The organism is Vibrio sp. 1-Bac 57 (assembly GCF_037546855.1).
GTDB lineage: Bacteria > Pseudomonadota > Gammaproteobacteria > Enterobacterales > Psychromonadaceae > Psychromonas.
This window is the reverse complement of record NZ_JALAAC010000003.1, coordinates 1-13251: the sequence shown is the minus strand read 5'-3', so window position 1 is coordinate 13251 and position 13251 is coordinate 1. Positions and strand designations below refer to the sequence as shown.

At 37.9% G+C, this 13251-nt stretch carries 16 protein-coding genes; 5 read left to right on the top strand and 11 right to left on the bottom strand.

Features of this window, described 5'->3' with window-relative positions:
* Positions 1 to 64: 64 nt before the first annotated feature.
* The 6 genes from MT391_RS02575 to MT391_RS02550 are packed head-to-tail and all read right to left on the bottom strand — an operon-like array spanning position 65 to position 3608.
* Entirely contained in the window at positions 65 to 670 is a 606-nt protein-coding gene (locus tag MT391_RS02575; protein ID WP_499438889.1) for an XTP/dITP diphosphatase, read from the bottom strand.
* A gap of 9 nt (positions 671 to 679) precedes the next feature.
* Entirely contained in the window at positions 680 to 1135 is a 456-nt protein-coding gene (locus tag MT391_RS02570) for a DUF4426 domain-containing protein (RefSeq protein ID WP_499496944.1), read from the bottom strand.
* Between the two features lie 38 nt (positions 1136 to 1173).
* On the bottom strand, positions 1174 to 1467 hold the full coding sequence (yggU, locus tag MT391_RS02565) for a DUF167 family protein YggU (RefSeq protein WP_166367993.1): 294 nt from the start codon (positions 1465 to 1467) through the stop codon (positions 1174 to 1176).
* 30 nt (positions 1468 to 1497) lie between these two features.
* A complete protein-coding gene (locus MT391_RS02560) occupies positions 1498 to 2043 on the bottom strand; it encodes a YggT family protein (protein ID WP_499496829.1) in 546 nt (181 codons plus the stop codon).
* Between the two features lie 26 nt (positions 2044 to 2069).
* Positions 2070 to 2894 (bottom strand): pyrroline-5-carboxylate reductase, encoded by an 825-nt coding sequence (gene proC, locus MT391_RS02555; protein WP_499496828.1) that lies wholly within the window; start codon positions 2892 to 2894, stop codon positions 2070 to 2072.
* 21 nt (positions 2895 to 2915) lie between these two features.
* Entirely contained in the window at positions 2916 to 3608 is a 693-nt protein-coding gene (locus tag MT391_RS02550) for a YggS family pyridoxal phosphate-dependent enzyme (RefSeq protein WP_499496827.1), read from the bottom strand.
* A 19-nt stretch (positions 3609 to 3627) separates the two neighbouring features.
* Between MT391_RS02550 and MT391_RS02545 the strand changes: the two genes are divergently transcribed.
* From MT391_RS02545 to yaaA, 3 genes are all read left to right on the top strand, one after another.
* Entirely contained in the window at positions 3628 to 4662 is a 1035-nt protein-coding gene (locus tag MT391_RS02545) for a type IV pilus twitching motility protein PilT (RefSeq protein ID WP_166367985.1), read from the top strand.
* Between the two features lie 3 nt (positions 4663 to 4665).
* Positions 4666 to 5784 carry a PilT/PilU family type 4a pilus ATPase gene (locus MT391_RS02540; protein WP_499496826.1) on the top strand — a complete coding sequence of 373 codons (1119 nt, stop codon included), beginning with the start codon at positions 4666 to 4668 and terminating at the stop codon, positions 5782 to 5784.
* Positions 5785 to 5858: 74 nt separating this feature from the next.
* Complete coding sequence (gene yaaA / locus MT391_RS02535) at positions 5859 to 6635, top strand: peroxide stress protein YaaA (RefSeq protein WP_499496825.1); 777 nt, start codon at positions 5859 to 5861, stop codon at positions 6633 to 6635.
* 210 nt (positions 6636 to 6845) lie between these two features.
* On the opposite strand, the gene MT391_RS02530 is transcribed toward yaaA, so the two are convergent.
* The 3 genes from MT391_RS02530 to MT391_RS02520 form a co-directional block, all read right to left on the bottom strand.
* Positions 6846 to 7646: a Cof-type HAD-IIB family hydrolase gene (locus MT391_RS02530; RefSeq protein ID WP_499496824.1), complete on the bottom strand. Its 801-nt coding sequence runs from the start codon at positions 7644 to 7646 to the stop codon at positions 6846 to 6848.
* Positions 7634 to 8806 (bottom strand): alpha/beta fold hydrolase, encoded by a 1173-nt coding sequence (locus MT391_RS02525; RefSeq protein WP_499496823.1) that lies wholly within the window; start codon positions 8804 to 8806, stop codon positions 7634 to 7636. The genes MT391_RS02530 and MT391_RS02525 overlap by 13 nt, the downstream gene beginning before the upstream one ends.
* A 127-nt stretch (positions 8807 to 8933) precedes the next feature.
* Positions 8934 to 10658 carry a proline--tRNA ligase gene (locus tag MT391_RS02520; RefSeq protein WP_499496822.1) on the bottom strand — a complete coding sequence of 575 codons (1725 nt, stop codon included), beginning with the start codon at positions 10656 to 10658 and terminating at the stop codon, positions 8934 to 8936.
* 165 nt (positions 10659 to 10823) lie between these two features.
* On the opposite strand from MT391_RS02520, the gene MT391_RS02515 reads away from it, so the two are divergent.
* Positions 10824 to 11363, top strand: a complete 540-nt coding sequence (locus tag MT391_RS02515) for a rhomboid family intramembrane serine protease (RefSeq protein ID WP_499496821.1) — start codon at positions 10824 to 10826, stop codon at positions 11361 to 11363.
* Positions 11364 to 11366: 3 nt separating this feature from the next.
* Here MT391_RS02515 and tsaA read toward each other — a convergent pair whose 3' ends face one another.
* Both tsaA and rcsF read right to left on the bottom strand, forming a co-directional pair.
* Positions 11367 to 12089 carry a tRNA (N6-threonylcarbamoyladenosine(37)-N6)-methyltransferase TrmO gene (gene tsaA, locus MT391_RS02510; RefSeq protein ID WP_166367971.1) on the bottom strand — a complete coding sequence of 241 codons (723 nt, stop codon included), beginning with the start codon at positions 12087 to 12089 and terminating at the stop codon, positions 11367 to 11369.
* The gene (gene rcsF, locus MT391_RS02505; protein ID WP_166367969.1) at positions 12082 to 12462 is read right to left on the bottom strand and encodes an Rcs stress response system protein RcsF; all 381 of its coding nucleotides are present in this window, start codon (positions 12460 to 12462) and stop codon (positions 12082 to 12084) included. The genes tsaA and rcsF overlap by 8 nt, the downstream gene beginning before the upstream one ends.
* 84 nt (positions 12463 to 12546) lie before the next feature.
* Between rcsF and gmhB the strand changes: the two genes are divergently transcribed.
* The gene (gene gmhB, locus MT391_RS02500) at positions 12547 to 13098 is read left to right on the top strand and encodes a D-glycero-beta-D-manno-heptose 1,7-bisphosphate 7-phosphatase (protein ID WP_499496820.1); all 552 of its coding nucleotides are present in this window, start codon (positions 12547 to 12549) and stop codon (positions 13096 to 13098) included.
* Positions 13099 to 13251: the final 153 nt, after the last annotated feature.

The following is a 13251-nucleotide window of genomic DNA, read 5'->3' as shown; positions in this document are numbered from 1 at the left end:
AACGCTAATAATAAAGCTATCGTTTTATTGCCCATATTAATGGACCTGTAAATTAAAATAGCGATTAAGCAGATAATTGCTTTTGTAATAACGCGACTAATTGCGTTAGCGCTTTACCGCGATGGCTTAATTCACTTTTACGTTGTTTGCTTAATTGTGCAGAAGTTGATTGCTCGCTTTCAACCCAGAACACTGGATCATAACCAAATCCATTTTCACCGTCCACGGCTTCTGTAATGCTACCTTCCCAAGTACCTTGGCAAATAATCGGCGTAGGATCTAACTCATGGCGTAGATAAACTAAAACACACTGAAAGCGCGCTTTACGCTGTTCAGCGTTAATGCCTTCCAGCTTATTTAATAGTTTATCAATGTTATCTTGATCTGTAGCTAATTCACCAGCATAACGAGCGGAATAAATGCCCGGTTGGCCATTTAGAAAATCAACTTCTAAACCTGAGTCATCGGCAATCGCGGGTAAACCTGTTAATTTTGCTGCATGTCTTGCTTTGATAATGGCATTTTCAACAAAGGTTGTACCTGTTTCTGGTACATCCGGCACATTAAACTTGCTTTGTGGTAATACCTCAATAGAAAAGCTATTTAATAATTCGCTCATCTCTTTTACTTTGCCTTGATTGCCGGTGGCAAGTACCCATTTTTGTTTCATGTTCTGTCCTTAATCAACATAGAATTTATGTTGAAACTTAAGTGTGTTCGATTTCTTTTCTGTTTTGACATTGATTTCAAAATTAACAATTTCTTCATTAGTAAAAGGGTATTCGGCTAGATAATAAATCGCTTTACCTTCTTTTATCTGCCTAAACTCAAGCTGATGAGTTTGACCGATTAAGTTTTTTCCCGTACCTTTTAACGTCGCTTCAACGGCTTGTTTATTCTGTTTACTATCAAGAACAGAAATATTTAATAACCCATTATTCTTACTACGTTTGATATTGTATTGAGTGGCAATACTTGGCTCAATAAAAGTACTTGGTAGGGCAATGTAGTGCACTTCTAGGTTAGCAAATTGTTTAAACTGGTCTGCTGTTGCCTGCAAGCTTGTAAATAATAATGTAGTGAGTAATAACGTATTAAATACGAACCCTTTAAACACTGAGCCTTTGGTTATCATTTTTTTAGATAATACTATTGAGTTAAACATATAATCCCTTATTGTGAAAAAATAGAAGGTAGGTTTTTAGGCTGTTTAATACGCACTAATTTATGTCGACTTTGTAAGCCTTTTTCTACATTAATTGCACTTTTTGCTACTTTAAATTGTTTACTTAAAAACTTCACTAAGTGAGCATTCGCTTTGCCATCAACGGGCGGTGCAGTAATGGCTATTTTTAACTCTTCACCATGTTGTCCAACAAATTGATCGCGGCTTGCTTTAGGTTGTAAATAAAGGCGAAGCACTAAGTCCTCGCCTTGATATGAGTAATAACTTGGTATTTGGCTCATTTATTACTACACCACTTTTTCATTTATAAATTAACCCAATATTTGAGCTAATAGATCGTTGAATAATTTTTCTAAAAATTGTAAACCTAACAATACCACAAGCATTGATAAGTCTAAGCCGCCCATTGCAGGAATAACGCGACGCACTGGGCTTAAAAGTGGCTCAGTTAATTGAATCATTACTGCTTCAATTGGATTTTGCCCTTTACTTACCCAGCTTAAAATAGCGCGTATCACTAATATCCAAAAAAGCAGTTTGAATGTGGTGGTGATAACAATTGCCAGAGCTGAAATCAACATTGCTATAACGGTGATATCAAAGTTTAACACTAGGCTCAATACAAATATTTTGGCCACGGCAACTACAAATGCAAAGATAATCGTCGCAACGTCTAAGCCACCCAATCCTGGAATAAAGCGACGCAGAGGGGCAACAACCGGTTGTGTTGCTTTCACAATAAATTGGCTAAATGGATTATAAAAATCTGCGCGTGCGAGTTGTAACCAGACACGCAATAAAACCACCATAAGATACAGGTCAAATAGAGTATCGATTAAAAAATTAACTGCATTCATTTACTTACTACCTCGTTATAGGACTATTAAAATAGTTTTTCCATTTCTTCACCACGGTCGGATGCTGCTTGCATTGCTTTGGCAACAATCTCAGGCAAACCCTGTTCATTAAAAGTACGTACTGCTTCAGCCGTTGTACCACCTTTAGATATTACGTTGTTTCGTAAAGTTGTTAAATCCAAGTGTTGATTTTGTTTTACCATCTCAGCACTACCAATCGCAGATTGTTGCACTAACAGACGCGCATCGGCTTCACTAAACCCCATTTCGATGGCTTTTTTCTGCATCGATTCCATAAATAGGAAAAAATAAGCAGGGGCTGAACCGGCTGCTGCAATTACTGCATTAATTTGTGATTCTTTTTCAACCCATACAATTTCACCGACAGCACTCATCAATTCACCTGCGAAGTGTTTATCTTGTTCAGTTGCTTGTTTTGAAGCAAATAACCCTGTCATGCCTTTTTGCAAAAGAGATGGCGTATTAGGCATAGTACGGATCACAGCCGTTTCTTTACCTAAAATAGATTGAAAACGTGATACTGAAACACCGGCTGCAATGGAGATGATTAATTTATTAGTGAGATCAACACCGTCATCAACAAGCGCTTGGCAAACATCTGCCATCATTTGCGGTTTAACACCTAATACGATCACATCTGCCCATTGCGCTGATTGTTTATTATCTTGGCTGCTTGTAATTGAAAGTTCAGTTACCAATTTTTGGGTGTTGGTTAAGCTGGGTGCCGATGCACAGATTAATTCTGCTGGGTAACCGCCTTTTACTAAGCCGTTAATAATACTACCCGCCATATTACCTGCACCAATGAAGGTGATTTTTTTATGCTGCATTATCTTTTCCTTACTGTTAATTTATCTTGCGCCAAATATATCGGTGCCAATTCTCACCATAGTACTACCACAGGCAATCGCACTTTCCAAGTCACCACTCATGCCCATCGATAATGTATCAATGTCTGGATATCGTTGTTGTAATGTTTGATAAATATCATGTAGCGCAGTGAATTGTTGTTCTATTATTTTCGGGTCATCGCTATTTTGTGGAATAGCCATAATGCCACGCAGTTTTAAACGCGGTAGACCCTGAACTTGTTCTGCTAATTCAATGACCTGTGATAGCGTGGTGCCGGATTTACTTTCCTCACCACTGATATTAACTTGCAAACAAATATTAAGTCTTGGCATATCAACAGGGCGTTGTTGATTCAAGCGCTCTGCTATTTTCAAGCGATCAACACTTTGTACCCAGTCAAAATTTTCCGCAACTGGGCGAGTTTTATTCGATTGTAGCGGGCCAATAAAATACCAAAAAATAGGCCTGTCAAATTCGCTATCTTGTTTAATTTGTTGAATTTTTTCTATGCTTTCTTGCACATAATTTTCTCCAAAGTGAGATAATCCCTGTGCAAAAGCTTGTTTGATCAACGAAACTGGCTTGGTTTTGCTGACAGCAAGTAACTGAACTTCGCCTTCGCGCATTGCTTTTATGCTAGCTTGAGCTATTTTTTGTTCTACTGCTTCGATATTGTTAGATATATTAGTCATATTATTAGGATTTTAAATTATGGATATAACGGAATTATTAGCCTTTAGTGTAAAGCATAAAGCATCAGATCTACACCTTTCTGCAGGTGTTCCTCCAATGATTCGAGTTGATGGAGAGGTACGCAAAATAAATGTTCCTGCATTAGAGCATAAAGAAGTAAACAATTTAATCTACGACATCATGGATGATAAGCAACGTAAGGACTTTGAAGAACAGCTAGAAACTGACTTTTCCTTTGAAATTCCAGACCTTGCTCGTTTTCGTGTTAATGCTTTTAATCAAAATCGTGGGGCTGGTGCAGTATTTCGTACGATCCCAAGTAAAGTGTTAACGTTAGAAGAAATTAATGCGCCTCCTATTTTTAAGAAAATTTCTGACTTGTCACGTGGTTTAGTTCTAGTGACTGGGGCAACAGGGTCTGGTAAGTCAACGACCTTAGCGGCCATGATTGATTATATTAATGATCATCGCCATGAGCACATTCTAACCATTGAAGACCCGATTGAGTTTGTGCATGAATCTAAAAAAGCATTGATCAATCAACGCGAAGTTCATAAAGATACCCTAAGTTTTGAAAGTGCATTACGTAGTGCATTACGTGAAGATCCCGATGTTATCTTGGTGGGGGAAATGCGTGATTTAGAAACCATTCGTTTGGCTTTAACGGCAGCAGAAACGGGGCACTTAGTATTTGGCACATTACATACCACGTCAGCAGCCAAAACCGTTGACCGTATTGTAGATGTATTCCCCGCCGCAGAAAAGAGCATGGTTCGTTCGATGTTATCAGAGTCTTTACGTGCTGTAATTTCTCAAACATTACTCAAAAAACACGGTGGTGGACGAGTCGCCGCACATGAAATAATGATGGGGATCCCTGCAATTCGTAACTTAATTCGTGAAGATAAAGTAGCGCAAATGTATTCGGTTATTCAAACGGGTATGGTGCATGGTATGCAAACACTGGATCAAAGCTTGCGTAATTTAGTTAGTCAAGGCACTGTTTCTTATGAAGATGCCGCGACCAAAGCGATGGATCCAAAATCTCTCTAGGAAATGCTAATGCTCGATGAGTTATTAAGTGAGTTAGTCAAGAAAAAAGCCTCTGATTTATATATTGCGGTGGGGTTGCCGCCTACGATTAAGGTCAATGGTAAGCTAATATCGTTAAACGATCAGAGTCTAACTGAGGACGGAATATATAATTTACTGGCCGAAGTGGTCGAAACAGAACGTATTACTGAATTCAAAAAGAAAAAAGAAGCGAACTTTGCGCTTAACTTACTGAATATTGGTCGTTTTCGTGTCAGTGCTTTTATGCAAAAAGATACGCCGAGTATGGTTATTCGGCATTTGAAAAGTAAGATCCCAACCTTCGAAGAGTTATTTTTACCTGAGCAATTAAAAAAAACCTGCATGGAAAAGCGAGGCTTGATTTTATTTGTGGGCGCTACTGGTTCCGGTAAATCTACAACTCAAGCAGCTATGATTGGTTATCGTAATCAGCATGCATCAGGCCATATATTAACCGTTGAAGACCCGATCGAATTTGTGCATGAACATGGCCGTTCAGTGGTTACACAACGTGAAGTTGGGCTTGATACGGATTCTTTTGAAGAGGCATTACGTAATTCATTACGCCAAGCCGCTGATGTCATTGTACAAGGTGAAATTCGTACTTATGAGACCTTACACCATGCAATTACGTTTGCTGAAACGGGGCATTTATGCATGGGGACTTTACATGCTAATAATGCAAATCAAGCTTTAGATCGTATGCTGCGCATGGTGCCAGAGGAAACTCAACGTCAGTTTTTGTTTGATCTATCAATCAATTTAACTGCGGTGATTGCGCAGCACCTAATTCCCACTTCAGATGGAAAAGGTAGTATTGCAGCTTTTGAAATTATGCTTAATACACCTACATTAGAAGAAGCAATTCGTAATGGAGACCTGCATTTACTAAAAGATATTATGAAGGTTTCGGGTACCTATGGAATGCAAACCTTTGATCAGGCATTATTACGTTTATATTTAGAGGGAAAAATTGGTTATAATGAAGCGTTAGCTCATGCTGATTCAGCCAATGATTTGCGCTTGAGAATTAAGCTAAAAGCAAAAGAGAATGGAATAACTACTAATTCTGAGACATTAAGTGATCTCCATATCGTCTGATATCTGTTGATTAAATGATACCCCAAACAAAGCGAACTTATTGATCGCTTTGTTTTTATAGATTAGGAAAAAACATGATAGTTGTAATATCTCCAGCCAAAACGTTAGACTTTGAAACTCCTGCTACAACATCAGAGTTTACCACTGCAAATTTATTAGAGCAGAGTCAGTTATTAATAAATCGTTGCCAACAATTATCTATGCAAGATGTAGCTTCATTAATGAAAGTGAGTGATAAAATTGCAGGATTAAATGTTGCTCGCTTTGCAGAGTGGAAAAAACCTTTGAAGTTAGAAAATAACGCCAAGCAATGTTTATTTGCTTTTAAAGGTGATGTTTATACTGGTTTAGAAGCGGAAACATTAAGTGATAACGCGTTACAGTATGCGCAACAGAATTTGCAAATATTATCAGGCTTATATGGGTTATTACGTCCATTAGATTTAATGTTAGCTTACCGACTTGAAATGGGAACACGTTTAGATAATGAACGAGGTACTAACCTTTATCAGTTTTGGGGTGATTTAATCACTGAGCAGCTGAATGTTAATTTAACGGCACAAGATTCACCATATCTGGTTAACCTCGCTTCCAATGAATATTTTAAAGCGGTAAAAACAAAGGCATTAAAAGCTACTGTGATCACGCCTATTTTTAAAGATCAAAAAAATGGTCAATATAAAGTAATCAGTTTTTATGCTAAAAAAGCGCGTGGATTAATGGCTCGCTATATTATGGAGAATGAAATTACTGATATTAAACAATTAAAAGAGTTTACTGTCGGCGGGTATTATTTTGTAGCTGCAGCATCCACTGAGACCGATTTAGTCTTTCAACGTGATGAGCAATAATAATTAATTGATGAATAGTAGAAAGCCCAGTTATGGAGTCAGTTCAAGTGGCTCCTAAAACGTGGGCTTTTTAATTCTTATTGGATCTCGATTTTAATTGCCAGAAGCTTTAATCTTAAAATAAAAAATATTTCCAGGTTAAAGCTCAGTGTAGTGTTCTTGTAATGACTTATTCCATACTTTTCTATTTTAAGTTAACGTTATTCAGTGCTATTCAGAGCAATTTAATAGAGCATCAAGTTTTACTGCAACACCGTGATCTTTAGAAGATACCGTTACTTCAGCATCGGGCAATGCTTTCAATAAATCTTTTTGAGCATTGGCCATCAAGATTGCCTTGCCTGCACTGCGTAACATCTCCACATCATTCATTCCATCACCAAAAGCAATACACTGTTGAGTATTTAAGTTCATGGTTTTTAAGACAGCATCCACCGCAGCACCTTTATTAGTAGTTGCTTCCATGACTTCTAAACATTTATCTAGTGAGAAAGTCAGGTTAACTCTGCCTGCAAATTGTTGCTTCAACTGTTTGTAAATAACATCCAATTTATCTCTTTCTCCCCAGAAGAATATTTTGATGGTATTCGATTTATCTATTGTTTTTAAATCAACAGCCTGACAATAAAAAGCGCTATCAATGGTCATTCCTACTAATTCTTGAAGAGAAAAATTAGCATACCATTGATGGTCAGTGAATAAGTTTATTTGTACCGTTGGGTCAAAGTCTTGCTCGCAAATAGCGGTTGCAATATCAGTCGGTAAATTTTGTTTTAAAATAATATCACCTGCTTTGTTATGCACTCGTGCACCATTTGAGGTGATCAAATAAATAGGGTCGCCTAACTCCTCTTGTATTTTCTTTGCTTCTATATAATGGCGACCTGTTGCAATAACAAATTTTCTATCGTCTTGTAACCAACGATCAATACTTTCTTTCGTTTGTGCTGATACTTTATGATCTGGACCGAGTAATGTGCCATCAAGATCTGAAATAGCTATTTTGTACATGTCAGCTTACCTTGTTGAGATTGTTTGAAAAAATCAAGTACTGCAGCGATAGCAGGTATCCTGTATTTATCTTGTTCTAATAATAATTCATGCTTTGCATTAACAACTTCTATAAATTGGTTGTGTTCGCAGCGCTGGTTATTTGCAAAAAATACCTGTTGTCCTTCTGCCTTCACAATCGAGTCAGCACCAGCTTGAACAATGATCATAGGGATATCGATTTGCGAAGCTTGTTGAATCGCTTTTTCACTGGCGTATAAACTTTCATTCACCCAGCGCATGCTTGGTCCTCCAAGTTGAGTTTTAGTGTTTATTTCAAAAGTGTTCAATGCCGAGTGATAACGTTTTTCACTGCTGGTTAAACTGTTACCTTCAAAAGGGTTACTAAAGTAAGGACCTGAACCTGGGGCATAACATGCTAAATCACTAAACCAAGTGCAGATTAAATCACTCATATAACTGATCAACTTGGCAAGAAAAGTAGGCAGAGCACCTAGGTTGATAGAGAACATAGGACTAAAAAATGCACTTGCTTGAAATGGGTGTGTTTGCTGTTGCAGATACAGCGCACTAATAGTGCCACCCATTGAGTGAGATAATAAAAAACGTGAATGGTATTTTGTGTCTAATTGTAATGTTTCAACAAAAGTCGTTAAATCTACCACATAATCTTGGAATGCTTGCACATGGCCACGATGCGCATCTCCGCCAAGGCGACTAGATAAACCTTGGCCTCGATGGTCAATTAAAAAAACATCATACCCCTGTTGGTTTAATTCAAAGGCGAGTTCTTTATATTTGAGTGTGGACTCATTTCTACCTTGGCTGATCACCACTGCGTTAGCTTGGCCAGTTTTAATATGAACGGTATGGATAGTGCCACCATTGATACTTTCAAAGGTGTTTACTTTAGCATTCTCATCCCAAAATCGATTAATTGTGGGTGAGAATTGGTCATCAAGCAGCGCTTCTGTATTTAGGAGGTATTTATTATCTAGAAAATTTTCAGTTTTACTTTCTAGTTTTGCTTTATTTTCTAACTGTGTCTTATCTTCTAACTGTATTTTATCTTCTAACATAGTAGGGCTGGCCTGCATTGTTGGATGAAACAATATGGATAGAATAGGCAACAACCTTACAATACGAATCAAGCACACCATATAACACCCATTTCTAGTCCAATGATTTTTAATCTTAATGTAATGTAGCACAATCATGAACCCATATTTTAGGCATAAAAAAACCACACTTCAGAAGTGTGGTCTATTAATCAGAGTTGAATAAGGTTTACTTTGCTAATTTTGCTTTAATAAACGCAGTCACTTCTTCAATCTTAACTTCTTGTTTTTCGCCAGAAGCACGATCTTTATATTCGATAACACCGTTATCAATACTACGATCGCCAATGACTAATGTGTGTGGGATACCAATCAGCTCTGCATCGGCAAACATAATACCAGGGCGTTCTTTACGATCATCTAACAGTACTTCAATACCGGCTGCTTGTAACTCTGCGTAATATTGTTCTGCTAAATCAGCAACACGATGTGATTTTTTCATGTTCATTGGTACAATCACAACGGAGAAAGGCGCAAGTACATCATTCCAGACAATGCCATTTTCATCATTGTTTTGCTCAATCGCTGCTGCCACAATGCGTGAAATACCAACACCGTAACAACCCATGGTCATCACTTGGTTTTTGCCTTGTTGATTTAATACTGCTGCATTCATTGCCTGCGCATAAGTATCGCCTAATTGGAAAATATGGCCCACTTCAATACCGCGTGCTATCGATAGCGTACCTTGACCACATGGACTTGGATCCCCTTCAACCACGTCACGTAAATCTGCGACTTCATAATCTGTAATATCACGATCCCAGTTAACACCTGTTAAATGCTTACCAGTTTCATTGGCACCACAAACAAAGTCTGCTAGTTTTTCAGCTGCACGGTCAACGATAGTGCGGATAGTCAAGCCTTTAGGTCCAATTGAACCCGCTTCACAATTTGCTGTTTCTAGAATTTGTTGAGCATTGGCAAAACACAGTGGACTTGCAATGCCTTCAATATGTTCAACTTTGATTTCATTTAAGTTGTGGTCACCACGTAACACTAATGCAATTACTGGAATAGTTTTGCCTTCCTCTGCTTCGCCTTGTACTAATAATGTTTTAATAACTTGTGAAGGAGCAATGTTAAGTAACTGACTAACATCTTCAATTGTATGTGCATTAGGTGTGTCGATAACGTTAATATCTGCGGTGGCTGCTGGGCGATCAAATGCAGGTGCAATAGCCTCTGCTTTTTCAATGTTTGCTGCGTAATCACTTTTATTTGAAAATACGATAGCATCTTCACCACTCTGTGCTAACACATGGAATTCATGCGAAGCACTACCACCGATACTACCTGTATCTGCAATTACTGCGCGGTATTCTAAACCTAAGCGATCAAAGATTCGGCAGTAGGCATCAAACATAGTTTGATAGGTTTTTTCTAAGCACTCTTGATCCAAATGGAAAGTGTAAGCGTCTTTCATGGTGAATTCGCGTGTACGCATCACACCAAAACGTGGTCGAGTTTCGTCACGGAATTTAGTTTGAATTTGAAATAAGTTTAATGGTAACTGTTTGTAGCTATTAACTTCTTTACGTACTAATTCAGTGATCACTTCTTCGTGTGTTGGTCCTAAAACAAAATCACGGTTGTGACGATCTTTTATACGTAATAATTCTCCACCAAATTTATCCCAACGCCCTGACTCTTGCCATAAATCAGCAGGCTGCACAACTGGCATTAAAATTTCTACAGAACCAGCACGTTCCATTTCTTCTCGTACAATGTTTTCTACTTTACGTAAAACACGTAAACCAGTTGGTAACCAAGTATACAATCCCGATGCTATCTTGCGGATCATACCTGCGCGTAACATCAGCTGGTGGCTGGCAATTACTGCATCACTTGGTGCTTCTTTTTGAGTGGATAATAAATAATTGGTAGTACGCATGGTGATCCTTGTTGATAGTTAGCTATCGTATTGCGAATATAAAAGTTGGCTGATTTTAACAGTCGATTGCTGTGGACTAAAGCATTGTTAATCGATTTATCTAAATAATATTGTTTTTTTAGCTGGAATTTAGTTAGTTTTAGAGACTAACTGAGAGGAACCCCTATGCAACGTTACTTAAAGCCAGCAAAACACAGTTTGATCATCATGTTGATATGCGTTGTTTTACTATTGATTAATGGCATTTTCATCGTTAACCGTTTTGGTATTGTACCTCGAGAAGTAAGTCATTTATCTGGTATTGCATTTGCACCTTTCCTGCACGGTGATTGGGCTCATTTATTAAGCAATTTTTTTCCTTTTGTTATTTTTTCAAGCTTGATTGGTTTACATAGCTTAAAGCGCTTTTGGACGGTATTTATTTTATCGATATTAATGACTGGCAGTTTAGTTTGGTTATTTGCGCGGGGGGAGAGCATTCATATCGGAATGAGTGGCGTAGTGTATGCTATGTGGGGATATTTAATCGCCTATGGTGTTTTGAAAAAGCACTTTAGAGATATCATCGTGTCTATTTTAGTTTTAGTGCTCTACGGTGGTTTAGTGTTTGGCGTGTTACCAAGTGCACCTAATGTTTCCTATGAAAGTCACTTTTTCGGTGCATTGGCTGGTGGAGTTTTAGGTTATTTTTTGTCGAAACGCTAATCATTAAACATAGTCAACGGATAGCACTGTGATCGTTGAGGCTGTACATTGCCATTTGATATTAAAATCAGAAAGAAGCATCCCATAAATCTTATTATCGGCTTTCGACTTTTTATAAGCAGGGCGAGGATCCTGTTGTAACACCTCTTTAATAAATAGCTGTAGGCCCGAGTAATGTGATGGCAGTGATTGAAGCTGTGATACGGCATCTTGACTAAAATCTACCGCTAATAGCTTTTCCGGTGATGTTTGTGCAAAACCTGCTTTAGCATTAGGTATCGAGTCGGCATAGGGAATATATGGCTTTATATCTATAATCGGAGTGCCATCGACCAAGTCGATACTGCTTAATGAAAGAAATATTTTTCCATCTCGTTGTATCACCCCATGATACTCAACTAATGATAAGCCAATATTATTGGGCCGATTAGGACTGCGAGTTGCAAATATACCAACACGTTTATTCCCGCCTAAGCGTGGTGGGCGTACTGTAGGGCTCCATGTAATATCAGTATCAAAACTTGGTGCATTTTTATGAAATTCAAAAACCAACCATAAATGGCTAAACGCTTCCAACCCATTAAAGGCATTAACATCATCATAGGGTGGCAGCATCTCTAATTCTGCTTTGGCGCTTACTACTAGCCCTGGTTGCCTAGGCACTGCAAATTTCTCTTTATAGGGAGAATGAGTTATTGCTATCACTTGATGTTGGTAACTAGTCATTAGTAGGCGCTTCAACATTTAAAGCGCGTCCGTAACAAATTACATTACTGACACAGGTTTCATCTTGCTTGAAATTAATACAAGATTGAAAAACAACTCCATTTGCATTCATGTCTGCTGCATTGATTCTAGCTTTTGTACGAGCTTCTTTTTCACTTGCGGGTAGGTCGATGGTAGCCTCTTGGCAACTACTTCCTTCAACAGCACCCAATACCGTATATTCGAGATCTAGTAGTTCCTTTTTGTCATAAACCGTGACTTGTGAAGGCTTGAAATAAGTATCAAAGTTTTCTTTATCAACATTTGAATTAAATTGGTAATTACTACAACCTGATAGTAGGCCAATAAAAGCTAGAGTTATAAGTCTATTCATTGTCGTCACTCTTTATTAATAGTAGGGGATAATAATGGATGGCATAATAACATCATTAAACATCCCAGAACTAGAGAAGTGAAAATGAGTAAATTAAAACCCGCAGTATTTTTAGATAGAGATGGCGTTATTAATAAAGATAGCGGTTACGTTTCAGAGATAGACGACTTTGAGTTTATAGAAGGTGCTATTGAAGCGTGTATCGAATTCAAGAAAAAAGGATATCTGTTAGTTGTGATAACCAATCAATCAGGTATTGCTCGTGGTTTGTTCTCTGAAGATCAATTCCATACATTAACGGAATGGATGGATTGGTCATTAGCGGATCGTGGTGTTGATTTAGATGGTATCTATTATTGCCCTCACCACAATACAGAGGGTAAAGGTGAATTCAAAGTTGATTGTGAATGCCGTAAACCAAAACCTGGCATGTTAATGAATGCGATTGCGGACCTTGATATAGATATAGAAACATCAATTTTGATTGGCGACAAAGTCTCTGACTTACAAGCAGGCATAGCAGCAGGCATTAAAACAAACTATTTAGTTCGTACTGGTAAAGCAATAACAGAAGAAGGTGAAAGTTTAGCATCAGCTATCTTCGATGATTTGACTGAAGTTGTTAAAAACATTTAATAACTCTGTGGATAAGTTGCATATATTTGTGTGTAACTTGTGCTCAAGAACAGTATAAAAATTAATTGCAAATAATCGCAATAAAACACTTGCCAATGTGATCTCAATCCCTATAATGCGACCCCACAGACACGGGGTGTAGCGCAAGTTACT